Origin of the sequence: Bariatricus massiliensis (genome assembly GCF_900086725.1) — a bacterium.
Classification (GTDB): Bacteria; Bacillota; Clostridia; order Lachnospirales; family Lachnospiraceae; genus Allocoprococcus; species Allocoprococcus massiliensis.
Genome location: NZ_LT574838.1, coordinates 1,432,608 through 1,454,405, shown reverse-complemented (window position 1 = coordinate 1,454,405; position 21,798 = coordinate 1,432,608). Strand labels below are relative to the sequence as shown.

The following is a 21,798-nucleotide window of genomic DNA, read 5'->3' as shown; positions in this document are numbered from 1 at the left end:
TATGGGAAATCCATCGGTAGTTATTTTCTATTTACCAGAGAACTATTCAATACGGAAAGGAGAAAACAGATGCGTTTATTGATTAAGCAAAGGGTCTTTTCATGGACGGATTCTTATGATGTATATGATGAGAGTGGAGACGCCAAATATTTTGTAAAGGCAGAGTTTCTTGCGCTTGCACATCAGATTCATGTGTATGACCGGCAGGGAAATGAGGTGGGGGCAGTCAGACAGAAGCTTCTGACTTTGATGCCGGAGTTTGAGATTGAGATGAATGGGTATGCGCAGGGGAGGATTCAGAAGAAATTCACACTTTTCCGCCCGAAATATGAAGTGGACTTTAACGGATGGCATGTGGAGGGGGATTTCCTTGGCTGGGAATATGATGTCTGCGATGCCTGCAGTCCGGTACTTCACATTTCTAAGGAGGTTTTTCATTGGGGCGATACTTATGTGCTCGATTTTGCTGATCCGGCTGATGAGCTTATGGGATTGATGCTTGTGATTGCAATCGATGCGGCAAACTGTACACAGGGAAATTAAGTGTGTGTTAAGTACATCATTTTAAATCGTGGACAATATATATCGTAAGAAAGGGGTGAACTCATTATGAGGATAATCCGAGGTAACTACTCAGTACAGTTGAGATAATCTGTCAGCAGATTGTACTGAGGTTACAGCAGCATGATTTTTATTTGAATATGCTGACAGTCGCAACTGTACTGTTCCTAACAGAGATTACAAAAAACGGCGGCACAGGCGGAAAATTTCCGTGTGCCGGCAGATTAGGAAGGGATACAGAGATGCGGTATATGAAAGAAATATTACAAACGAATAAAGCAATGATAATAGTTTACATTGCTTCGGGCATAGCGTGCTCGTTTCTGGCTAATTATAAAGCTGATTATTTCCAGAGAATCATAGATGGGCTGGCAGGTGATACACTTGCGTTGTCAGGGATAGTGATATATGGCGCAGTAATCGCTGCAGATTACTGTCTGAGCTATCTGGATGAATATCCGGCTAAAAAGCTGGAGAACGGAATCTACCTAGATTTTAAGCTGCTTGCGTTAAAGAAGATAAGTAAAATAGATTATCTGGAGTATCAGAAGCTTGGCACAGGTAAGCTGGCTAACCGTATTGAAAATGGCGCTGAGGCAGGAAAGGGGGTACTGTTTGACTTCTATTTTTGTCTTGTGAGGCAGCTCATACCGACCGTATGCTTCAGTGTTTACTTTATCTGGAGAATAAGCGCCCGGATTACCTGTCTGATTATAGGGGGTTATCTGCTTGTATTTATGATAACAGCGATGCTCCTAAAAGTCCTTTATCGTATTAAGGAAAAGATTCTGACAGGCGAAGAACAGATGAATCACTATCTGGTTCGTGGATTTATGGAGATGGTACTTTTTCGCTTCGAGCGTCAGTTTCCAATGGAAATCGAGAAAGCATCTGAAGCAAGGGAGCAGATTGTCGGGGCAAAGGTTAAAATGAATCTTGTCCATGAAGCATTTTTTACAATGTTCGCGTTGATGGAGGCGGCTCTGGAGATTGGAGTGCTGCTGTACACATGGAAGACAGGGGGGCTAAGTGCGGGGGCAGCAGTAGCGTTAATTGGGCTGATACATAACGCTTATACACCGATTGCGGTTTTTAACGTATTGTTCGTACAATATAAGCTGGACAAGACAGCTTTTAAACGGTTCGAAGCCTTTTTGAAAGCCAAAGAAGATGAAGGTCTGTATCAGGGAGTAACGGCGAAAAGGGTGAGCGGATGCATTCAAATTAGAAATCTTAGGTTTTCCTATGGAGAAAGGCTGCTCTTCGACGGCCTTAATCTGTCTTTGCGGCCGGGCGAAAAAGTTGCCTTTGTAGGAGAGAGCGGTTCGGGGAAGTCTACGCTGGTTAAAATAATCGGAGGACTTTTGAAATACGAAGAAGGCAGTATCTGCATAGATGGGACGGAAGTAAAAGAATTATGCTTGGATAGTCTGTATGCCCATATGAATTATATCTCGCAGGAAGCACCCGTATTTGACGGCACGCTGAGGACTAACCTTGTGTTTTATAAGAATGTTGAGGAGAATAGGCTCTGTGAGGCGCTGGAAAAGATGGGACTGGACTTTCTTTTAAGACAGGCAGAACAAGGACTTGATACAGATGTGGGGGAGCGGGGCATGATGCTTTCGGGAGGAGAGAAACAGCGTCTGGCACTGGCAAGGCTATGGCTTTTCCCAAAGCAAATCGTGATTCTGGATGAGGCCACCTCTGCCATAGATAATCTGACCGAGGAAAAGGCCATGGAGGAGCTGCTCCGGGTGCTGGAGGGCAGGACTGTGATTGCTGTCGCCCACAGGTTAAGCTCTGTGAGGAAGTTTAACAGAATTGTTGTGTTTAACCGGGGAAAGATTGTAGGAGAGGGCAGCTATGAGGAGCTGTTGGAGACAAATAGTTATTTTAGACAATTATATGAGAGTGGCATCAAGGTTATATGAATAAAGCAGGGGCATTTTGCTGAAGCTAAATTATAAATGAAAAAGGAGGTTTTTACATGAAACTGGAGAACAAAGTGGCGCTTGTGACGGCGTCTACAAGGGGAATTGGTCTGGCTTGTGTGCAGCGGCTGGCAAAAGAGGGCGCGGTTGTCTATATGGGAGCCCGGAACTTAGAGCGTGCCGAGGAGAGAGCGAAAGAGCTGAACGAGCAGGGGTGTACCGTGAGGACGGTGTACAACGATGCTTCCAAGAAGGAAACATATGCCGCCATGGTCAATGAGGTCATGGAGAAAGAAGGCCGGATAGATATTTTAGTAAATAATTTCGGCACATCCAACCCTCAGAAGGATTTGGATATTAAGAGCACGGAGTACGAGGAGTACATCCGCACCATCGATATGAACCTTGCCAGCGTTTTTCTGACGGCACAGGCGGTGATTCCGCATATGGCGGCAAACGGCGGTGGTAGTATCATCAATATTTCTTCCATCGGCGGCCTGCGCCCTGACATTTCACAGATCGCTTACGGTACCAGTAAGGCGGCTATTAATTATCTGACTAAACTGATTGCCGTACAGTGCGCCCGTGATAATATCCGTTGTAACGCGGTGCTTCCGGGAATGACTGCCACGGATGCAGTAAATGACAATCTTACGGACGCATTCCGGGACTTTTTCCTCAAGCACACACCAATCAAACGCATGGGCAAGCCGGAAGAAATCGCCGGAACTGTACTTTACTTTGCCAGCGATGACTCAGCCTATACGACAGGGCAGATTGTGGATGTATCTGGAGGCTTTGGGCTTCCGACTCCGGTGTACGGTGATATGATTGAGATGAAGAACCGGCGTTAATGTAAATGGTTTATTCGTATTGCCTGCCTGACAGGCAGATGATACAATGAAAAAACAGGGACAATAGCACATCCGGGCATGTTTGTACGAGTACGGCATATCCGGCGGGGCGGCGAGTCGCCGTCCTGCAGAACAAGGGAAAGTATGAGACTTTCAGATGCTGCTAGGTACTTCAGCACACTGCGTGTGCATGTCGGCCTGCGCCTGAGTACCCCTTCGCATCTTACAGAATCACCATATTGTATTGTCCCTGTAACTGATGGATTCCGTACCAAGGAAGGCGGGGGAATGTCATGACCGATCAGAATTTGTGGAAATACTGTACACGGGAGCAGAGCAATGAGATGCTGCTGTCGCTTGGGCTCCTTGAGGGGACTGGAGTGAAACCGGAGGCTGCACTTGCGTGTCTCTATGCAGTGAGCAATCATACAGGGCGCCATTATCGGACGGCGCAGATACAAAAAAGAGGCGGGGGAGTGCGCCGCCTTCTTGTTCCTGACGCACTCTTGAATAAAATACAGCGCAATCTGCTTCATCATGTGCTGGATGGCCTTCCTGTTTCTACATATGCCACCGCTTATAGAAAACGGATGTCTGTGGTAGATAATGCAGCGCCCCATGTGGGGCAGGCGTTGATTTTGAAGCTGGATATCAAAGAGTTTTTTGAAAATATCACATTTCTCATGGTGTACCAATCTGCGTTTCCGGCTGTCTATTTTCCGCCGGCCGTGAGAAAGCTGTTGGCGGAGCTTTGCTGCTATGAGGACTATCTTCCGCAGGGGGCGCCCACATCGCCAGCCGTGTCGAATCTTGTGATGAAGCCCTTTGACGAATATATGGGAAGCTGGTGCGGGGAGCGGGGAATCTGTTATACCCGCTATTGTGATGATTTGACATTTTCCGGTTCTTTTGACTGGAGAGAAGTGAAGCATAAGGTGGCGGGCTACCTAAGAGTGCTTGGATTTGAATTGAATGAAAAAAAGACCCGGATACTGAAACCACATGTACGGCAGACGGTGACAGGCATCGTGGTGAATGACAGACTGCAGACGGCAAGGAGTTACCGCAGGCAGGTGCGCTCGGAGGTTTATTATTGCACGAAATATGGAGTGGAAGCGCATCTCAGGCATCTGGGGAATAAGGGAGAAAGTTACGGAGACAGCCGGGATGTGATGCATTATCTACAGCATCTGCTGGGGAAGGTACATTTTATTCTTCAGGCCAGCCCGGAGGATGAAGAGTTTCGGCGGGCGAAGGAAGAGATAGAAAGGCTTATGAAAGAGCAGGAGTGATGGATATGGAAAATAAAAAGATTGGACAGGCCGCGGAAAAGGAAGAGTTTGTTGAGCATGAGCCCCATGATTTAGAGGAGCTGAGAAAAATCGTATCGGCGCTCAGGGGAGAGCATGGCTGCAAGTGGGACCGTGCCCAGACCCATGAGTCATTGAAGAAGTGTCTTACAGACGAGTGTGACGAGGTGATTCAGGCCATCGATAACAGAGATGATGACAATCTGTGCGAGGAATTGGGGGATGTACTGCTGCAGGTCGTGTTTCACAGCGATATAGCGGCAGAGCGGGGAGCATTCACTCTGGACGATGTGATTCAAGGAGTTGCGGATAAGATGATACGCAGGCACCCGCATGTGTTTGGGGACACGGTGATTCACACCCCGGAAGAGGGGCGGGCCTTATGGCAGGAAATAAAACGAAAGGAAAAAGAGAATAAGAAATAATCACAGTTTTGTGAATGTTGTCTTCTGTGAATAGTTTGTGATTTTTTAATAATATGCTTATCCTAAGGGATAAATAGAGGGGTTCGTGCAGATTCTAAGGACAGGAAATTGTCGGTGAAGGGAAAATGTACGGATTTTCTTTATAATTTCTTAAGGTTATTCTCACACTATTTTAATAAGGGAGTGCTATGCTTGGAAATATAATTTTCAGGCAGCAGAAAGACAGGAGGCTTCATTATGAAAAAAATTACCGTTGTAGTTCCTTGTTTTAATGAACAGGAAGTGCTGCACTTATATTATGAAGAGATGGATAAAATCATGAATCAGATGAAGGAAGCAGAATTCGAACTTCTTTTTGTTGACGATGGTTCAGCCGACGATACACTTGCGATTTTGAAAGAGCTTCATGAAAAGGATAAGAGATGCAAATATCTTTCTTTTTCAAGAAATTTTGGAAAGGAAGCGGCCTTATACGCCGGGCTCAAAGAGGCATCCGGCGATTATGTGGCAGTGATGGACGCCGATCTGCAGGATCCACCCTCATACATTCCGGAAATGTTCCGGGTTTTATCAGAAGAGCCCTATGACTGTGTAGCCACACGGAGGATGGACCGCACCGGAGAGAAGAAGATCCGTTCTTTCTTTTCTGCTTCATTTTATAAAGTAATTAACAAGATGTCAAAGACACAGATTGTGGAAGGGGCCAGAGACTTCCGGATGATGACCCGCAAGATGACGGATGCGCTGCTCAAACTTGGGGAGTACAACCGTTTTTCCAAAGGGATATTCGGCTGGGTAGGATTCCGCACGAAATGGCTGGAATACCACAATGTGGAGCGTGCGGCAGGCGAGACGAAATGGTCTTTTGGAAAACTTTTGAAGTATTCTTTTGACGGAATCATGGGATTTTCTACCGTGCCGCTTTCCTTGGCTTCTTATGGCGGCATTTTGTTCTGTGGATTTGCGTTTCTGATGATTATTGTTCTGGTTGTCAAGAATCTGATTTGGCATGACCCCGTTGCCGGCTGGCCTGCCATGATGTGCGTCATATTTCTTATCGGCGGGGTTCAGCTTCTGTGTATCGGAATTCTCGGGCAGTATCTGGCGAGAACTTATGTGGAAGTAAAGAACAGGCCAATATATTTATTAAAGGAAACGAGCGATGAAGATGATATGGACAAGCAGAAAAGCATGGAGGAACAGGAAGACAGAGTGGCTGTATATCATAATACTTTTGATGATACCGACCGTACTCTTTATCTTGCAAAGAAGCGGAGGGTATCTGGCAGGCGCTAAAGTCGACTGGATAAGCCAGCATGTGGTGTTTCCCGAATATTTTAGGGAGCTGTTTTATAAGACGGGGAATATATTCCCCCAGTTCGCGGCCGAAATCGGCGGCGGACAGAATATTTACAATTACGCATACTATGGACTCTGCAATCCATTGTACTGGATAGCTTATCTGCTTCCCTTTGTGAACATGACAGATTACGTGCAAGTGCTGTCCCTCTTGAGTGGGATGGCGGACGGCGTACTCTGTTATCTATGGCTGGGGAGACATTACGATAAAAAATATAGCTTTTTTGGGGCGCTTGTTTTAGTCTTGGCGCTCCCCGTCACTTACCATTCTTCCGCACAGATTATGTTTGTCAACTATATACCTTTTCTGATTCTGGCATTTATTGGTTATGACAGATATTGCCGTACATCCAAATACGGTCTGCTGACAGGCAGTATCGTCATGATGATTCTCATTAGCTTTTACTTTGCGGTAGGAGGCTTAGCCGCATTGTGCCTATATGCGGCCAGTGGCTGGAGGAAAGAACAGGCATCATCACTGGGGGTATTTGTGAAATGCGTTTGGCATCAGTTTTATCCTATGATATTGGGGGGATTTCTGTCCATGTTCTATCTGGTGCCGGTTTTCTTCGCAATGATGCAGGGGCGGAGCGGCGGAGCTGCGACAGCCATGAAGAAACTCTTAGTACCGGATGTATCACTTCACAAATTCTTGTATAGCCCCTATGGTCTGGGCGTTGGATGCATGGCAGTGATTGCGGTGTGCACCAGTGTATTCTATAAAAAATGCAGAGAGAAATGGCTTGGCATGATGTTGGCTGTAGTGGTCATATTCCCTCTGTTTGTCTGGGTGTTGAACGGAGGACTGTATGTCAGGGATAAGGCATTGATTCCCTTGATTCCTCTTGTCTGTTATTTGTCTGCCGGATTTTTTCAGCGAATCGGAGAGAAGAACATGCGAGGCATGACGGTGCTTAGCGGGACTGTGCTAGGAGCGCTCGTATTATGTCTGGGTGCCGGGGATGTGGCGGCAGGTGAACGTCTCGTTCTTTACACGGAGCTGGTGGTCTGTGGTGCGGCGCTTTTCATTAGTTTAAAAGGACGCGCGGCGCGAAATGCATCGGCGCTGGTGATGACAGTGATAATGGCTGCGGGTTGTTTGGTTCAGTTTTCAGAAATGAAAGACGGTCTGGTCACCGAGGATTTTGCGGGGGAACTCAATCATGCACAGACTGCCCGGACGGTGGAGCGAATCTTAGAGGAGGATGATAGCCTTTACCGCATGGAAGTGCGGGGAGACGATGAGTATAATAAGGCTAACCAGAACCGGGTGCTGGCAGCAGGCCAGAACCTTACCACCAGTTATTCTTCCGTCAATAACGCTTTTTATCACAGTTTTCGAAATGAGCTGGGGCTTAGTAAGTCTACCCGCAACAACTTGATGGAAGATACGGTGGACAATCCGGTATTTCTCCGCTTTATGGGTGTAAAATACTTGGTCGGGCAGACGGACACGGGTGGATATGAAAAAGAGGGTTCTGTTTACAAAAACGGGCAGGCGGCGCCTATGTTCTACTTGACCGGCCAGACAATAACAGAAAAACAGTTCGAGAGCTTATCATGGCCCCAAAAGCAGTTGACGCTGCTGGAAAATGCAGTTGCGGGAGATGAGGATGGTGAACTTGTAGCCCGGCTGGAACCGGTGAGTTTGGTCTATGCGGGAGATGACGAAGAACAAAAAATAACAGTGGATTCCAAGGAGACAGTGACAAAGACGATTCCACTGAGTCAGGCGGCAAGTCAGGATACGTACTTGTTTTTGTCATTTTCCATACACAATCTGGACAAGAAGAAAGACGTCAGTGTCACGGTGAATGGACAGAAGAATAAATTGAGTGGCGCAGGGCGGGTCTATTATAACGCTAACGAAGTGTTTCACTATACCTGCGCTGTCCCTGCCGGAACCGAGGAGATAACGATAGAATACGGTGCAGGGCACTATGAAATTTCAAACATACAGTGTTTCTTCGGAAGGGAAGACGGGGAAAAACAGGCGGGTCTGTACCGGGACATTCTGGATATGTCGCTGGAAAAGCGGGGAGACGGATATGAGGGCACTGCCCATGCGTTGTCGGACGGCTGGCTGATAACCTCGATTCCTTATGACAAGGGATTTCACATTTATATAGATGGCAAGGAGACAGAGAGCCGAAGGGTCAATAAAGCATTTCTTGGCGCGCAGGTAACGGAAGGGCGGCACGAGGTGCGGATTGTATATGAAGCTCCGGGATGGAAGCTGGGACTTTTGGTGTCAGGAATAGCCGGAGCGGTTCTTCTGGCGGACTGGGTAAGAAAGAGAAGGAAAAAGTATGCGAACGCTGATTTTAAAATATAAAACGATGTTATCGTATTTGTTTTTCGGGGTGCTTACTACCCTTGTCAACATGACGGTCTATTATGTCTGTTACCAAGGAGGAAACATGTCAAATACCGGGAGCACCGCCGCCGCATGGCTGGTATCGGTCGTGTTTGCTTTCGTGACAAATAAGCAGTATGTGTTCGACGGCGGCGTATGGACTTTGCGGGGAGCGCTTGGGGAAGGAATACGGTTTGCAGGCGGGAGGCTTGGGACTGGAGCAGTCGAGCTGGTTCTCATGTATTTAACGGTAGATCTGCTCGGTTTTCCGGGGATTCTTATGAAAGCGGCCGCCAATGTACTTGTTATTGTTTTAAATTATGTAATAAGTAAGAAGTGGATATTTCAAACGGATTGATGAATGGAGAAAATACCGCTTGCAGTCCAAGACAAAGCAATTTATAATGGACATATTAGACAAAAAGGAGAATATGACTTATGGATAAAAAAGTGTTGGCCGTTGTTGCGGGAGAAGAGATTACGGAGGAGCAGCTTAATGAGTTTTTAAAGAATGTACCGAGGGAGCAGCAGGCATACGCCTCCAATCCGCAGTTCAGACAGCAGTACTTAGAGCAGTTGATCGCGTTGCGGGCTTTCGCGCAGCTGGGTGAAGATGAGAAGCTGGACGAGACGGAAGACTTTAAAAAGATTATGGAAAATGCAAGGAAAGATATTTTGGCTCAGATGGCCATGGCAGGTGTGATGAAGGATATCAAAGTAACTGACGAGGAGGCCAAAGCTTATTATGAGGCGAACAGCCAGCAGTTCTGCAAAGGAGAGACTGTGAATGCCAAACACATTCTTACGGATTCCGAGGAAAAGTGCAGCGCTATCTTAGAGTCAATTGCTGATGGTAAGGTGCAGTTTGAAGAGGCGGCCAAGGAGCAGTCCACCTGTCCTTCCGGCGCGAACGGCGGAGATTTAGGAGAATTTGGCAGAGGACAGATGGTCAAAGAATTTGAAGACGCGGCATTTGCGGCCGAGGTAGGACATGTAGTGGGGCCTGTTCAGACCCAGTTCGGTTATCATTTGATTAAGGTGGAAAAGAAAAATGAGCCTGTGACCGCGGCGTTTGAAGAGGTGGCGGCCAACATTAAGTCTACACTTCTACAGCAGAAGCAGAATGAGGTGTACACAAATAAGGTGAAAGAATTAAAAGAGAGATATGTTCAGCAGTAGCTGGAATAGAAGAAAGCGGGCGGAGAAGCCCGCTTTTCGTATGATAAAATATAAATGATGCTGGGGCCCAAAGTTATCCAATTGCATGCAAGCATGCATTGTATAACCTTTTGACCCTGACATCATATAAATTATTATAATTTTCTTGACTTTGACGTTGCGTAAAGAGATATGCTCTATCTGTAGGAGGTGGAAAAATGAATTATAGTATCAGAGAATTATCGGAAATGGCGGGGGTGAGTGCACGCACGTTGCGCTATTATGATGAAATCGGATTATTGAAACCGCTGTATGTGAATGAGGCGGGATATCGTTACTATGGACAAAACGAAGTGGCGCTTTTACAACAGATATTATTTTACCGGCAGCGGGGGCTTGATTTAAAAAGTATCCGAAACATAATCTATCAGGATGATTTTGATATTATGAAGGCATTGAGAGAGCATCTCCGGGAACTGGAAGAACAGAGAAAACATATGGATTTCCTGATTCACACAGTAGAGCAGACGATAGCGTCAATGAAAGGAGAATATAAGATGACAGACAAAGAAAAATTTGAGGCATTTAAAAAGAATCTTGTTGAGGAGAACGAAGAGAGATATGGTAAGGAGGTACGTGAAAAGTACGGAGATGAGGAGGCAGACGCGTCTAACCGGAAAATGATGAATATGTCAGAAGAAGAATGGAATGAATTTAAGTGGCTAGAGATTGAGATTAAGAAATGTTTAAAAGAAGGTGTCCAGAAAGAAATCGAGCCGGACAGTGAGGAGGCAGGCAGGATAGTGCGGCTCCATAAAGACTGGCTCTGCAGGACATGGAAGGATTATTCGGCGGAAGCACATAAAGGAATTGCGGCGATGTATATGGCTGACGAGCGCTTTAAAGCCTACTATAATGAGGAGATTTCCGGTTGTGCTGAACTATTGTCCAAGGCGGTCGAGTATTGGGCAGAACGTATGTAATATTTTGTAGTTTTTTGAAACTATTTGAAACAAAAGTATCGGTAATTTATTGACACGCAAGAACCCGGCAGGTTATACTGATTTCAGATTAAATGTGTGCTGAAGGAGGATATGATGGGGAACAAAAAAAGAGTTGCGGCACTCGACTTTTTCTGCATCGGTTTTGGTGCAATTGTCGGAGTGGGTTGGGCTGTATCTATCAATAGCTGGATGGGAGGAAGCGGCGGCCCGCTTCCGGCTGCGTTCGGCTATATTCTTGCGCTGGTAATGATGATTCCGGTAGCCCTTTGTTATTGTGAGCTTTGCTCCATGCTTCCTGTGTCGGGCGGTGGTATGGCTTATGCTTTTCGTGCTTTTGGTGACCGTGTTGCCTTTGTTTCGGGCTGGGCGGCCTTCGGAGCATTTATTACTATCATACCGTGGGAAGCGATTTATGTTGTCGATATTTTGAGTATTTTGTTTCCACAGTTAAAGATGGGCAGCCCGCTTTATACGCTGGCCGGTGCGGATATTTACATAGGCCACATTGTTGTGGGAACACTGATTTCTATTGTACTGTTTTTGATTAACAGGAGAGGGGTGTCGACGTCTGCGTCGCTGCAGAGGATTCTGTGTTTTGCCCTCGTCGGCTCTGGAATTTTAGCGATGATCTGTGCCGTGATAAAGCTGGATGTCAATAACTTCTATCCGCTGTACGAGAATATCGGTCAAGGCTCCCACAGTTCGTTCATGGGTGGGGCCGTCTCGATTTTGGCGTCGGTGCCATTCTTCCTTGCCGGATTTGAGACCATACCTCAAGGGATTGAGAGTGCAGGGGGCGATGTAAAGTCCGTCGGTAAGACGGTGGTACTGACCGTAGTACTGTCCTGTATTTTCTATGCACTGCTGCTTGTCACATTGGGCGGCGCATTGCCTTGGAGAGAATTTGTAGGTTTCGGAAGCCCGTCCGCGGCGCTGATGTTCAAGGAGATATACAGCGGGCCAATCGGGCAGGCGCTTTATATGCTCATACTTTGTGGCGCGGTCTGCGGTCTGCTGACGACCTGGAATGGATTTATGATGGCGTCTTCCCAGATACTTATGGCTATGGCGCGTGTCAGCATCGTACCGGATGTACTGGCAAAACAGAACCGTAAATATGGTACGCCGATCAACGCACTCAAGGTCAGCCTTGCGGCTTCCATTATCGGTCCTTTTTTAGGGAGCGGCTTGATTGGCTCCCTCACAACATTCTCCGCGGCGGGGTATGTTGTAAGCTGGATGATCACCGCATATTGCCTCATTAAGCTGAGACGCATTGAGCCGGAGCTCAAGCGGCCATACCGCATTCCGGGAGGCGTGAAGACGGCGTGGTTCGCGGGTCTTACTATGACTTTGCTTCTGATTCTGCTCTTTATTCCGGGACAGCCGGTATTCATGGGCAATACCGCAATCGGGCTGTTCTTGGGCTGGATGATGATTGGTGTGGCTCTTTATGTCTTAGATTACAGACAGAGAAAGAGATACTCTAAGTTGAAGAGAGCGTCATTCCTTTTCGCCAGCATGGCGGCAGCGGATATGAATATTCCCGGATTTATGGATCTCTTTGAAGACGATTATCGTATTTTGTCCTTCATTGTTCCGAGGGACGCGATTTATGCAGGTAAGAACCTGATAGAACTTGGCTGGGGCAAGAACCATAATGTCTTTATCGTAAAGGTGGAGCGTGGAACAGAAATGCTCATGCTGCCCTCCGGATTGACAAATATTTATGGCGGAGACAGAGTCTTCGCGGTCGGCTCAAGAAGAGCGGTCCGCAGGTTCTGCGATAATCAGGACGTGGGCGAGAAGTATACAATGAGTACGATGAAAGATTTTATGGGCTTTGGCTCTACGGAGAAGCAAGTGCCTCTTAACTGTACAGAGATTCCGGTGAAGGGCAATGAGCCGTACTGCGGCAGGCCGATTAAAGCTACTGGTATACAGGAGAACCATCACTGTATGATTATTGGAATCAAGAGAGCAGGCGAGACGATGATGATGCCGGAGGCCAATACTGTGGTACAAAAAGGTGATGTACTCTGGGTAGTAGGAGCAGAATCTAATATTGAGAGTTTGATGGAGCTTGGCGGATTAGAGTAAAGGATTATTCTTATTTAGCCAGAGCGGGCGCAGATTCAAAAGCCATCCGATATTCGGATGGCTTTCTTTTTTCTATCAGTAGAAAGAAAGATTTTATTATGATAAAATGAGGTGGCAGAGATAAAAACACAACGTATACAGATTCTGTATATAGAGCCGGTAGGTAGTCCGGCCGTATTCATAGGATTGAGAGGCTCCATGGCATTTTAGTACAGCGGGTGTCGCCCCACAATTGAATATAAGTAACCCTCCCTCCTTGGGTCGTCCATTCTCTGTGTATTGTATTTTAAGGAGGGAATAAAATGGACAGAGTATTTGTAGCGGTGACAGTAATGTTTGAAGAACCTTTCTGGGTGCTCGTATTTGAACGGACAGAGGATAACAAATTATCTGTGTGCAAGGTGACAGTGGGAGCCGAGCCGAAAGATTATGAGGTGCAGGAATTTCTTCTCACCCATTACTGCAGGCTGCGATTTAGTCCGGCTGTGGAAACTGCTGTAAAGGAAGTTCACATGAATCCAAAACGGAGACAGCGTGAGGTTCATAAGAAAGTGAAGGATACCGGCATTGGGACGAAGTCCCAGCAGGCTCTGAAACTGCAGCAGGAAGAGATGAAGACGGAGCGCAGAATCTTTAGTAAAGAGCAGAAGGAAATTGAGAGGATGCGCAGGTTTGAATTGAAACAGCAGAAGAAGAAAGAGAAGCATCGGGGCAGGTAACTGCCCCTTTGTGACATCGTGCAGAAAGAGAGGGTAAAACTTGATGAATGATAGACAGAGACTGGAAAAGCAATTTGACTTCATCCGTGAGATTGACAAAGAAAAATTTATTCAGAGGCAGACGTATTTGACCGATGGGGTCAGGAAGGAAAATGACGCGGAACATGCGTGGCATATGGCGATTATGACGATTCTGCTGAGTGAGTACGCAAATGAGAAAATCGATGTGCTAAAGACGGTCACGATGCTGCTGCTCCACGACATCGTGGAGATTGATGCGGGCGATACTTATGCTTACGACGAGGACGCGAAGAAGACGCAGAGGGAGCGGGAGGAGCGGGCTTCGGAAAGAATCTTCGGTCTGCTGCCCGATGACCAAAAGGAAAGGTTTCAAGCAATTTGGGAAGAATTCGAGGCGGGTGAGACTGCGGAGGCGAAATTTGCCCGGACGATGGATAACATACAGCCTGTCATGCTCAATGCGGCCACGGACGGAAAGGCGTGGGAAGAGCACGGGGTTTGTCTGGAGCAGATAATGAACCGGAACAAGAATACGGCCAAAGGATCGGAGGCTTTATGGGACTATGCACGAAGGAATTTTGTGGAGCCCAATGTTGAAAACGGAAAGATAAAGAATTGAGAAAGCCTTGTTTTGCAGGCCTGCCAAAGAAATTTGACAAAGTTCCAAAGTGATTTGCTAGTATTTTGTGGGAATCTTTTCTACAATAAACATACAAAATAAAGCGAAGGAGTTATGAATATGCTTGGTGAAAAATTGACAGCGCTGCGGAAGAAGCAGGGATACAGCCAGCAGGAGCTTGCGGACATGATATCGGTGACGAGACAGACGATTTCCAACTGGGAATGTGGGCAGGGAGCGCCAGCTCTTGACAAGGCATTGGAGCTTGCTCAGATTTATAAGATTAGTCTGGACGATTTGGCGGGGAACAATGTGGAGATTGTGGCGAGAGAGAAAGTAAAGCGGGACAATCATGTACTGAGAGGGCTGATTGGAAAAACAGTGAGATTAGAATGCTCTGATTTCGATTTACTTCTTGAGGCCGGCACTGATCTGGGAAACAGCGGAAAGGTAAAAGTTTTGGATGTAAATGATGAGTGGATTCGCATCGAATACACTAGAACGAAAGAGAACAGTTTATTTCAGAAGGAGAGTGTTATCAATCTGATTGAAATGTCGGCTATTCAAGGGTTTGAGATAGTGGAGGAGCAGATATGACAACATTTTTAGTTTTGGTAGTAATCGGGTTAGTGGTTTATTTGATAGTGGAATTAAAGAAAGAGGACAAGGAGACAAAGAAGAGGATTTCATACAGAGAACTTCTGCCTGAATATTATCAGAAGAACTGTGAAATCAGGGTCAAAAAGCCGATGCCGTCCATTGACATCATGTACAGCATAAAAGGGGTACTGGCAGATATGGATGACGAATGGGTGATGCTCGAACAGGAGGGAAAGAAAAAAACGGCAGTGAAGATGTTAAGAATCGAGAACATTGCCGGCATAAAAGAGATAGTGGAACATTAGGATGCCCGGCTAAGAGTATTAGCCGGGCGGAAATTTTTGCTATGTAAGCAACAAGTGCTTAGTCGCGGTGCATAGAGATACTGTCCATCTTGTAATTACCCAGATTCTCATGGATACCACGTTCATCGGCCTCTTTGATTAAGGCATCACGGTTCTTTTTAGAGGAGAACTGATCGTTGAAGGCGCTTGGCCCTCCGACGCATCCGCCCTCACAGGCCATGCCTTCGATAAAGTCATCCGGAAGTTTGGCGGCACGGAGAAGGAGCAAGGCTTTTTTACATTCCGCCGCCCCGTTTGCCTTATATACTTTAGCTTCGATATTTTCATCGGATTCTTTCAAGCTTTCCAGTACGGCTGCAGTGACACCGCCGGAGTTGGCGAAACGCTTTCCGAAGACAGAAGCAATCTGATCGTCGTTGGGGCACGGCTCAAGTACCACCTGTTTTGCCTTCATGATAGCCCGGATTTCGCTGTAAGTCAGTACATAATCGGCATTTCCCGGAATCTGCTGGTCTGCCACTTCTGATTTTTTAGCAATACATGGGCCGATAAAGACGGTTACGGCATCCGGATCTTGTGCCTTGATAAGGCGGGAGACCGCGCACATCGGTGAAACTGTTGTCGACACGCAGTCCGCAAGCTGCGGGTAATGAAGCCGAACCATATTTACAAAAGCAGGGCAGCAGGAAGTCACTTTTTTCTTCCCTTCCTTATAGGCTTCCGCCCACTCTTCCGCCTCATACGCTGCGGTCATATCGCCGCCCAGCCCCACATCATAAAAATCTGTAAAGCCAACTTCCTTCATGGCCTTCTTCCAGCTCGCCATCGTGATATCCGGGCCGAACTGTCCTTCTGTGGCAGGAGCAGCCATGGCATAGACAAGCTTTCCTTCCTTGAGCGCACGGATGACATCAACGATGTAGGTCTTAGAGCCGATGGCCCCGAACGGGCAGCTGTGGATACATTTCCCACAGCGGATACATTTCTTTTTATCAATAACAGAGATTCCATATTCATCGTATGTAATGGCATTTACCGGACAACTGAACTTGCAGGGACGCTTCAGATGTGCGATAGCATTGTAAGGACAGGCCTGTGCACATTTTCCACATTCTTTACATTTAGCCGCGTCGATGTGGGAGCGATGTCTGCCCGATTCAATCGCGCCGAACTTACATGCATTGATACACGCTTTCCCGATACAGTTCTGGCAGTTTTCCGTTACCGTGTAGCTGGAAATCGGACAGTCTTCACAGGCGGAGCTGATGACTTGAATGATATTGCCGTCATCACTAACGCCGGGGGCTTTCCCTTCTGCAAGCCGGACACGCTGGCGGATGATTTCCCGCTCTTTATAAATACAGCAGCGAAATTGAGGCAGAGGCCCGGGGATGAGTTCCGTAGCGATATGATCGCGCTTTTCCTCCAGTTCGCCTGCAAATGCAAGCTTTGCTACCTCATAAAGTACTTCGTGCTTAATCTTAATTACATTTTCGTCAGCATACATCGCGATTCTTCCTCTCTTATCTCTGATTGTTAATTTTTTAACTGCTATATGTTTATTATAATGTATCAGTGCAGGATTGCAAGAGGAGAGGATGTTTTTTATTAAGAACATATGGCGGAAGGAACACTTGTTCTGTTAGTCTTATTGTGGTATAATGATTGCACATACGTGCAATGAAAGGCAATTGCATTGCCTTTATGCCGCTTGTAGCGGCACATTATATCGGCGAGCCACCACTTGAAAAGTAAATGGCGCGGTGCGCCGCTTCCTTTTCTGCGTTTGTGGTATAATAATTGCACATACGTGCAATGAAAGGCAATTGCATTGCCTTTATGCCGCTTGTAGCGGCACATTATACCGGCGAGCCACCACTTGAAAAGTAAATGGCGCGGTGCGCCGCTTCCTTTTCTACGTTTGTGGTATAATAAAAAGAAGAAAAATATAGCCCTGTGGGGCGGAGGACGTCACATGATTACTAGAGATTTGATTAAAGCGTTATCGAGTTCAAAGACATATTTTAAAGGGTTTGACATTTACCGTAGCGGCTGGATGATCGAGGATTTCTCTGTAGATAAGGAAGAGAATAAGCATGACATACGCGGGGTGGTGGCAGGAAGCTATGATAATGAGTATCAAGTCGAAATTGAGTATGATGATGCGAACGACCAAGTGGGGGAAGTGTACTGTGACTGCCCTGCGTTCTCCAGCTATGAGGGGCTGTGCAAGCATTGTGTGGCTGTTTTGCTTGAGTACGAGGAGTATTTAAACAGACAGATTATAATAGAAGAGCACAGAAAGAATAATCCCAAGACGAAGCTGGTGCCGGAAGATAGGGGGCGTCAGACTACATGGGAGATCCGGCAGATTCTGGACAGAAGAATGACCGCCATGACCGCGCCGATACGCTACAAGGAACTATACGGGAAGGTAGAGCTGGAGCCGCTGCTCCTGTGTAATGAAAAGGATGTGACGGCAGAATTTAAGATAGGCTCGGGGCAGATGTATGTGCTGAAAGATATTTTTGAATTTGCAGAGCGCATGCGGAAGCAGGAGCTGTATTCTTATGGGAAGAAGCTCCAGATGGTTCATAATATGGAAATGTTTTCGGGAGAGAGCAGAAAGATAGCGGAGTATATTACGGAGTGGGCCGAGCGGAATGGGAAGTACTACCAGCAGACGCAATACTATCCCGGATACGGATATGGAACGACGCACCAGAAGCTCAGAGGCATTCCTATGGATGGACGTGAGCTGGAAGCTTTTCTCAGCATATTTCCAAAGAGCCAGATAATGGTCTGCAAAGGGGAAAAGCGCAGTCAGTTATATCAGATTATAGAAGAATCCCCTCGGCAGACAATGAAAATCACCGGGGTCATGAATGGGATTGAGATTACGGCAGATTTAGCTTTCTGCTATGGGGGAAAGCAGTATACTATTTACGCTCAAGACGGTGTTCTGTATAAAGCGCCCAACAAGCAGGCTCCTGTGACAGAAGAATTTCTACGAAGCATGGAGAAAGCCCCCGGGCGTACCGTTTTTATCCGTAAAGAAGACTTGCCCATGTTCTGCAGGGAAATTCTTCCTGAATTGAAAAAGAGATTTGTGTGTTTGTCGGATAACTTTGACGAAGAGGATTATGACATATCGCAGGCAGAATTTGAAATATATCTGGACGCGCCCCAGAAGGATTTTATAACCTGCAGGGTCATGGCGGTTTACGGAGACGACAAATATAATATATACGATAGGGAAACAAAAAAGAATGCCAGAGATATGGTGGCTGAAATAGGGATGGAGCAGATTATTTCGCCCTATTTCAACGCCTTCAATCCCAATACGCTGGAATTGGTGGCGGCGGAATCGGAGGATATGCTGTATGAACTGCTGTCAGACGGAATTCCTGCGATGCAGGAGCTGGCGGAAGTGTTTGTATCAGAGAGCTTGAGAGGGATGCAGGTGCGGACAGTGCCCAAGATTCAGGTGGGTGTTTCCCTGTCAGGAGACTTACTTTCCCTTAAGCTAGTGTCGGAAAATATGTCTCAGGACGCACTTTTGGAGATTCTTTCGAAGTACAATAAAAAGAAGAAATATTACCGGCTGAAAAGCGGTGAATTTATTGATTTGGATGATGAAGGAATCGAAGTCCTCCATGAACTTCGGGAAGCACTTCAGCTGAAGGACGAGGAGCTGCAGAAGGGAAATATTCTTCTTCCCAGATTCAGGGCAGTCTATCTCGATGAAGCCTTGAAAGAGAAGCAGGCCCTTCCGGTGGCTAAGAACAAGGAGTTCAAGGCATTGGTGCGCAATATGAGGACTGTGGAGGACAATGATTTTGAAGTACCCGAGAGCTTGGACAAGATATTGCGGGAATATCAGAAAAAAGGATTTCTGTGGATTAAGACCTTGAGAAACAACGGATTCGGAGGGATACTTGCGGATGATATGGGATTGGGCAAGACGCTTCAGGTTATCACGTTTCTACTGTCTGAATTCGAGGAGGCAGGAGCCGGGGAGAATAGGCGCAGCCTGATAGTGACGCCCGCCTCTTTAGTATATAACTGGCAGAATGAGATTGAAAAGTTCGCGCCGTCTCTGGACACGGTGATAATAGCGGGAAGTGCGGGCCAGAGGAAAGAGCAGATAGCGCATGCGGGGGAGCGGGAGATTTTAATCACTTCCTATGAACTGCTCAAGAGAGATGTGGAGTATTATCAAGGGATTTCGTTTTATTGTCAGATTATCGATGAGGCGCAGTATATTAAGAATCACAACACGAAAGCGGCCAGAGCCGTCAAGGCAGTTCCGGCAGGATTTAGGCTGGCGCTTACGGGGACGCCCATGGAGAACCGGCTGAGTGAGCTGTGGAGTATCTTCGACTATTTGATGCCGGGCTTTTTATATTCTTATCAAACGTTTCGAAGTGAGCTGGAGGTTCCTATTGTACAGAAACAAGATGAGGCGGCGGTAGAAAGGCTGCAGAAGATGCTCCGGCCTTTCATCATGAGAAGACTTAAAAAAGATGTGCTGAAAGATTTGCCAGATAAGCTGGAAAAGCATATGTACGCCCGTTTTGAGGGAGAACAGGAAAAGCTATATGACGCACATGTCAAACGGCTCATGACTATATTGGACAAGCAGAGCGAGGAAGAGTTCAAGACATCAAAGATTCAAATATTGTCCGAGCTTACTAAGCTGCGGCAGCTCTGCTGCCACCCGGGTCTTTTATATGAGGATTACAAATACGATTCGGCAAAGACAGATATGTGCATGGAGTTGATTGAAAACGCGGTGAGCGGAGGACACAAGATTCTGTTGTTTTCCCAATTTACATCTATGCTCGCCGTAATTCAGGAACGGCTTCAGCAGGCAGGAATATCTTTCTATACTTTGACTGGAGCCACCGGAAAGAAGATGAGGAGCCATCTGGTCAAGGCCTTCGAGGAGGATGAGACTTCTGTTTTCTGTATCTCGCTGAAGGCTGGAGGAACGGGGCTTAACCTTACGGCGGCCGATATCGTGATACATTATGACCCGTGGTGGAATCTGGCGGTACAGAATCAGGCGACAGACAGGGCGCACCGCATAGGGCAGAAAAATGTAGTGACGGTATATAAGCTGATTGTCAAAGGTACGATTGAAGAAAATATCGTCAAGCTGCAGGAGCGCAAGCGTGAGCTGACGGAGCAGGTACTGGAGGGAGCAGGTCTGAGTGAGGGCAGCTTCTCCAGAGAAGAACTTATTGAACTGTTGAAAGCTCATTAGGAGGAGAGGGTATGGCAGAAATTGAAGTGAAATTTTATAATGACGTGGACGAAGAACTTGTGAAGTTCGTAGTAATTGTGTGCAGATACCAAGGCAAATGGTTATGGGTCAAGCATAGGGAGAGAGACACCTACGAGAATCCCGGGGGACACCGGGAGGAGGGGGAGACCGCACAGCAGGCGGCGGTGCGTGAGCTTCAGGAGGAGACTGGGGCTCTTGCGTTCGACATCCGTCCAATCTCCTGCTATTCCGTTACCGGAAAGACGAGGGTGTGCGCTTCCGGGGAGGAGACCTTTGGAAAGCTATTCTATGCAGAGATACGCCGGCTGGGGGAGATACACAGCGAAATTGAACGGTTCGATTTGTTCGACGCAATTCCGGAGAAGCTGACTTACCCGGATATTCAACCCCATTTTGTAACGTATTTAAAAAGAATGGGGATAGTGGAGGACAGCGAACTATGAAACGAGAAGTAGATTTAAAGGATATTTCCGATGGGAAATTGTACACGGCCAATGACATGGTGAGAGCAGACTGCAGAGGATGCCAAGGGTGTTCGGACTGCTGCCGGGGGATGGGAAGCTCTATTGTGCTGGATCCTTTGGATACCCAGCGGTTATGCAAAGGGTTGAACACTGATTTTGCAGGCCTTATGGAGCAGTATATCGAGTTGAATGTTGTGGACGGTATGATACTGCCCAATCTTAAAATGCAGAAGAGTTCGGATTCCTGCGTGTTCCTTGATGAAAATGGCAGATGTACGATGCATGCCGAGCGGCCCGGAATCTGCCGGATGTTTCCTCTTGGGCGTTACTATGAAGAAAAAGGATTTAAGTATTTCCTGCAGATTCACGAATGCAGGAAAGCCGACCGAGGGAAAGTGAAGGTTTACAAATGTCTGGATACACCCAATTTGAAATCTTACGAAACCTTTATAGCGGATTGGCATCAATTTCTTTTAAATTGTGAAGAGGGACTGCATACCCTTGACGAAGAGAAGAAGCGTATTCTCAATCTATATGTCTTGAAAGTTTTTTATCAGACGCCATATGAAGCGGCAGATTTTTATCCACAATTCTATGAGCGTATGAACGCCGTACAGAATACACTGGGGATTGGCATTTAGAGAATGCAAGCCGTCCGTGCGTGAATAGAAAGCCTTATTTTGCAGATACTAGTCAAAAAGGTAGAAAGAAGGCACGGA

The 21,798-nt window shown here is 46.8% G+C and carries 19 protein-coding genes; 18 read left to right on the top strand and 1 reads right to left on the bottom strand.

Annotated elements, in window-relative coordinates; all coding sequences use genetic code 11:
- The first annotated feature begins 69 nt into the window (after positions 1–69).
- From BN6465_RS18565 to BN6465_RS18495, 15 genes are all read left to right on the top strand, one after another.
- Positions 70–543, top strand: a complete 474-nt coding sequence (locus BN6465_RS18565) for an LURP-one-related/scramblase family protein (protein WP_066738791.1) — start codon at positions 70–72, stop codon at positions 541–543.
- 269 nt (positions 544–812) lie between these two features.
- The gene (locus BN6465_RS18560; RefSeq protein ID WP_227183772.1) at positions 813–2,495 is read left to right on the top strand and encodes an ABC transporter ATP-binding protein; all 1,683 of its coding nucleotides are present in this window, start codon (positions 813–815) and stop codon (positions 2,493–2,495) included.
- A gap of 56 nt (positions 2,496–2,551) precedes the next feature.
- Positions 2,552–3,349 (top strand): 7alpha-hydroxysteroid dehydrogenase, encoded by a 798-nt coding sequence (gene hdhA, locus BN6465_RS18555; protein WP_066738002.1) that lies wholly within the window; start codon positions 2,552–2,554, stop codon positions 3,347–3,349.
- Positions 3,350–3,642: 293 nt separating this feature from the next.
- On the top strand, positions 3,643–4,641 hold the full coding sequence (locus tag BN6465_RS18550; RefSeq protein ID WP_066738000.1) for a reverse transcriptase family protein: 999 nt from the start codon (positions 3,643–3,645) through the stop codon (positions 4,639–4,641).
- Positions 4,642–4,646: 5 nt separating this feature from the next.
- On the top strand, positions 4,647–5,084 hold the full coding sequence (locus BN6465_RS18545) for a MazG family protein (protein ID WP_154670292.1): 438 nt from the start codon (positions 4,647–4,649) through the stop codon (positions 5,082–5,084).
- Positions 5,085–5,321: 237 nt separating this feature from the next.
- The gene (locus BN6465_RS18540; protein ID WP_066737997.1) at positions 5,322–6,380 is read left to right on the top strand and encodes a glycosyltransferase family 2 protein; all 1,059 of its coding nucleotides are present in this window, start codon (positions 5,322–5,324) and stop codon (positions 6,378–6,380) included.
- Positions 6,322–8,778, top strand: coding sequence for a YfhO family protein (locus BN6465_RS21280; protein ID WP_066737996.1), 2,457 nt, complete (start codon positions 6,322–6,324; stop codon positions 8,776–8,778). Before BN6465_RS18540 ends, BN6465_RS21280 begins: the two co-directional genes overlap by 59 nt.
- On the top strand, positions 8,753–9,157 hold the full coding sequence (locus BN6465_RS18530) for a GtrA family protein (protein ID WP_066737995.1): 405 nt from the start codon (positions 8,753–8,755) through the stop codon (positions 9,155–9,157). Before BN6465_RS21280 ends, BN6465_RS18530 begins: the two co-directional genes overlap by 26 nt.
- 80 nt (positions 9,158–9,237) lie before the next feature.
- Positions 9,238–9,978, top strand: a complete 741-nt coding sequence (locus BN6465_RS18525) for a peptidylprolyl isomerase (protein WP_066737994.1) — start codon at positions 9,238–9,240, stop codon at positions 9,976–9,978.
- 197 nt (positions 9,979–10,175) lie between these two features.
- Positions 10,176–10,940, top strand: coding sequence for a MerR family transcriptional regulator (locus tag BN6465_RS18520; protein ID WP_066737992.1), 765 nt, complete (start codon positions 10,176–10,178; stop codon positions 10,938–10,940).
- Between the two features lie 114 nt (positions 10,941–11,054).
- Positions 11,055–13,061, top strand: coding sequence for an amino acid permease (locus tag BN6465_RS18515; RefSeq protein ID WP_066737990.1), 2,007 nt, complete (start codon positions 11,055–11,057; stop codon positions 13,059–13,061).
- Between the two features lie 302 nt (positions 13,062–13,363).
- Positions 13,364–13,780, top strand: a complete 417-nt coding sequence (locus tag BN6465_RS18510) for a YjdF family protein (protein WP_066737989.1) — start codon at positions 13,364–13,366, stop codon at positions 13,778–13,780.
- A gap of 43 nt (positions 13,781–13,823) precedes the next feature.
- Positions 13,824–14,420, top strand: a complete 597-nt coding sequence (locus tag BN6465_RS18505) for an HD domain-containing protein (RefSeq protein WP_066737987.1) — start codon at positions 13,824–13,826, stop codon at positions 14,418–14,420.
- A 120-nt stretch (positions 14,421–14,540) separates the two neighbouring features.
- On the top strand, positions 14,541–15,017 hold the full coding sequence (locus BN6465_RS18500) for a helix-turn-helix transcriptional regulator (RefSeq protein ID WP_066737985.1): 477 nt from the start codon (positions 14,541–14,543) through the stop codon (positions 15,015–15,017).
- The gene (locus BN6465_RS18495; RefSeq protein WP_066737983.1) at positions 15,014–15,325 is read left to right on the top strand and encodes a hypothetical protein; all 312 of its coding nucleotides are present in this window, start codon (positions 15,014–15,016) and stop codon (positions 15,323–15,325) included. The genes BN6465_RS18500 and BN6465_RS18495 overlap by 4 nt, the downstream gene beginning before the upstream one ends.
- A gap of 58 nt (positions 15,326–15,383) precedes the next feature.
- Here BN6465_RS18495 and BN6465_RS18490 read toward each other — a convergent pair whose 3' ends face one another.
- A complete protein-coding gene (locus BN6465_RS18490; protein ID WP_066737981.1) occupies positions 15,384–16,832 on the bottom strand; it encodes a 4Fe-4S dicluster domain-containing protein in 1,449 nt (482 codons plus the stop codon).
- 468 nt (positions 16,833–17,300) lie between these two features.
- On the opposite strand from BN6465_RS18490, the gene BN6465_RS18485 reads away from it, so the two are divergent.
- From BN6465_RS18485 to BN6465_RS18475, 3 genes are read left to right on the top strand one after another with little or no spacing between them, the layout of a single operon-like run.
- Positions 17,301–20,594 (top strand): DEAD/DEAH box helicase, encoded by a 3,294-nt coding sequence (locus tag BN6465_RS18485; protein WP_066737979.1) that lies wholly within the window; start codon positions 17,301–17,303, stop codon positions 20,592–20,594.
- Between the two features lie 11 nt (positions 20,595–20,605).
- Positions 20,606–21,058 (top strand): NUDIX hydrolase, encoded by a 453-nt coding sequence (locus BN6465_RS18480; RefSeq protein ID WP_199882862.1) that lies wholly within the window; start codon positions 20,606–20,608, stop codon positions 21,056–21,058.
- Entirely contained in the window at positions 21,055–21,720 is a 666-nt protein-coding gene (locus BN6465_RS18475) for a YkgJ family cysteine cluster protein (RefSeq protein WP_066737977.1), read from the top strand. The genes BN6465_RS18480 and BN6465_RS18475 overlap by 4 nt, the downstream gene beginning before the upstream one ends.
- Positions 21,721–21,798: the final 78 nt, after the last annotated feature.

Coding starts and splice junctions, on each gene's coding strand:
- BN6465_RS18565 (WP_066738791.1), top strand. CDS start 70: ATGCGTTTATTGATTAAGCAAAGGGTCTTTTCATGGACGGATTCTTAT.
- BN6465_RS18560 (WP_227183772.1), top strand. CDS start 813: ATGAAAGAAATATTACAAACGAATAAAGCAATGATAATAGTTTACATT.
- hdhA (WP_066738002.1), top strand. CDS start 2,552: ATGAAACTGGAGAACAAAGTGGCGCTTGTGACGGCGTCTACAAGGGGA.
- BN6465_RS18550 (WP_066738000.1), top strand. CDS start 3,643: ATGACCGATCAGAATTTGTGGAAATACTGTACACGGGAGCAGAGCAAT.
- BN6465_RS18545 (WP_154670292.1), top strand. CDS start 4,647: ATGGAAAATAAAAAGATTGGACAGGCCGCGGAAAAGGAAGAGTTTGTT.
- BN6465_RS18540 (WP_066737997.1), top strand. CDS start 5,322: ATGAAAAAAATTACCGTTGTAGTTCCTTGTTTTAATGAACAGGAAGTG.
- BN6465_RS21280 (WP_066737996.1), top strand. CDS start 6,322: ATGATACCGACCGTACTCTTTATCTTGCAAAGAAGCGGAGGGTATCTG.
- BN6465_RS18530 (WP_066737995.1), top strand. CDS start 8,753: ATGCGAACGCTGATTTTAAAATATAAAACGATGTTATCGTATTTGTTT.
- BN6465_RS18525 (WP_066737994.1), top strand. CDS start 9,238: ATGGATAAAAAAGTGTTGGCCGTTGTTGCGGGAGAAGAGATTACGGAG.
- BN6465_RS18520 (WP_066737992.1), top strand. CDS start 10,176: ATGAATTATAGTATCAGAGAATTATCGGAAATGGCGGGGGTGAGTGCA.
- BN6465_RS18515 (WP_066737990.1), top strand. CDS start 11,055: ATGGGGAACAAAAAAAGAGTTGCGGCACTCGACTTTTTCTGCATCGGT.
- BN6465_RS18510 (WP_066737989.1), top strand. CDS start 13,364: ATGGACAGAGTATTTGTAGCGGTGACAGTAATGTTTGAAGAACCTTTC.
- BN6465_RS18505 (WP_066737987.1), top strand. CDS start 13,824: ATGAATGATAGACAGAGACTGGAAAAGCAATTTGACTTCATCCGTGAG.
- BN6465_RS18500 (WP_066737985.1), top strand. CDS start 14,541: ATGCTTGGTGAAAAATTGACAGCGCTGCGGAAGAAGCAGGGATACAGC.
- BN6465_RS18495 (WP_066737983.1), top strand. CDS start 15,014: ATGACAACATTTTTAGTTTTGGTAGTAATCGGGTTAGTGGTTTATTTG.
- BN6465_RS18490 (WP_066737981.1), bottom strand. CDS start 16,832: ATGTATGCTGACGAAAATGTAATTAAGATTAAGCACGAAGTACTTTAT.
- BN6465_RS18485 (WP_066737979.1), top strand. CDS start 17,301: ATGATTACTAGAGATTTGATTAAAGCGTTATCGAGTTCAAAGACATAT.
- BN6465_RS18480 (WP_199882862.1), top strand. CDS start 20,606: ATGGCAGAAATTGAAGTGAAATTTTATAATGACGTGGACGAAGAACTT.
- BN6465_RS18475 (WP_066737977.1), top strand. CDS start 21,055: ATGAAACGAGAAGTAGATTTAAAGGATATTTCCGATGGGAAATTGTAC.